Origin of the sequence: Enterobacter sp. K16B (assembly GCF_020216105.1) — a bacterium.
GTDB lineage: Bacteria > Pseudomonadota > Gammaproteobacteria > Enterobacterales > Enterobacteriaceae > Enterobacter > Enterobacter sichuanensis.
On sequence record NZ_JAIWJZ010000241.1, the window covers coordinates 1 to 347 of the forward strand.

Annotated in this window: 1 protein-coding gene; it reads right to left on the reverse strand. The window is 52.7% G+C overall.

What is annotated here, in order from left to right; translation table 11 throughout:
• Positions 1-79: 79 nt before the first annotated feature.
• A partial coding sequence (locus LDK53_RS22930) for an aldo/keto reductase (RefSeq protein ID WP_225288161.1) occupies positions 80-347 on the reverse strand: 268 nt, incomplete at its 5' end.

The following is a 347-nucleotide window of genomic DNA, read 5'->3' on the forward strand; positions in this document are numbered from 1 at the left end:
ATCGCCTCTCACTGAACACGTTGTGCTTCGTTATTCTTGAAAATTATGAGACCCGGCAACGCCGGGTCAGGGAAGGGTGTTAACGGTTCTGTATTGCTGAAGGCGGCGTGAGGGAAGGGGGAGTATCCGGAAGCGGGGGAATGATCCCGTCGACGGGGTGCGGCAGATAGAGTGCCTCGAGTTCCGTGATTTCAGCATCGCTAAGTGAAAAGTCCAGTGCGCTGATAGCCGTGGAAAGATGTTCTGGTTTGGTCGCGCCAATGATCGGGGCTGTGATGACCTTTTTTGATAACAACCATGCAATTGCAACATGGGCTCTAGGCACATGGTGCTTTTCAGCAATGCTG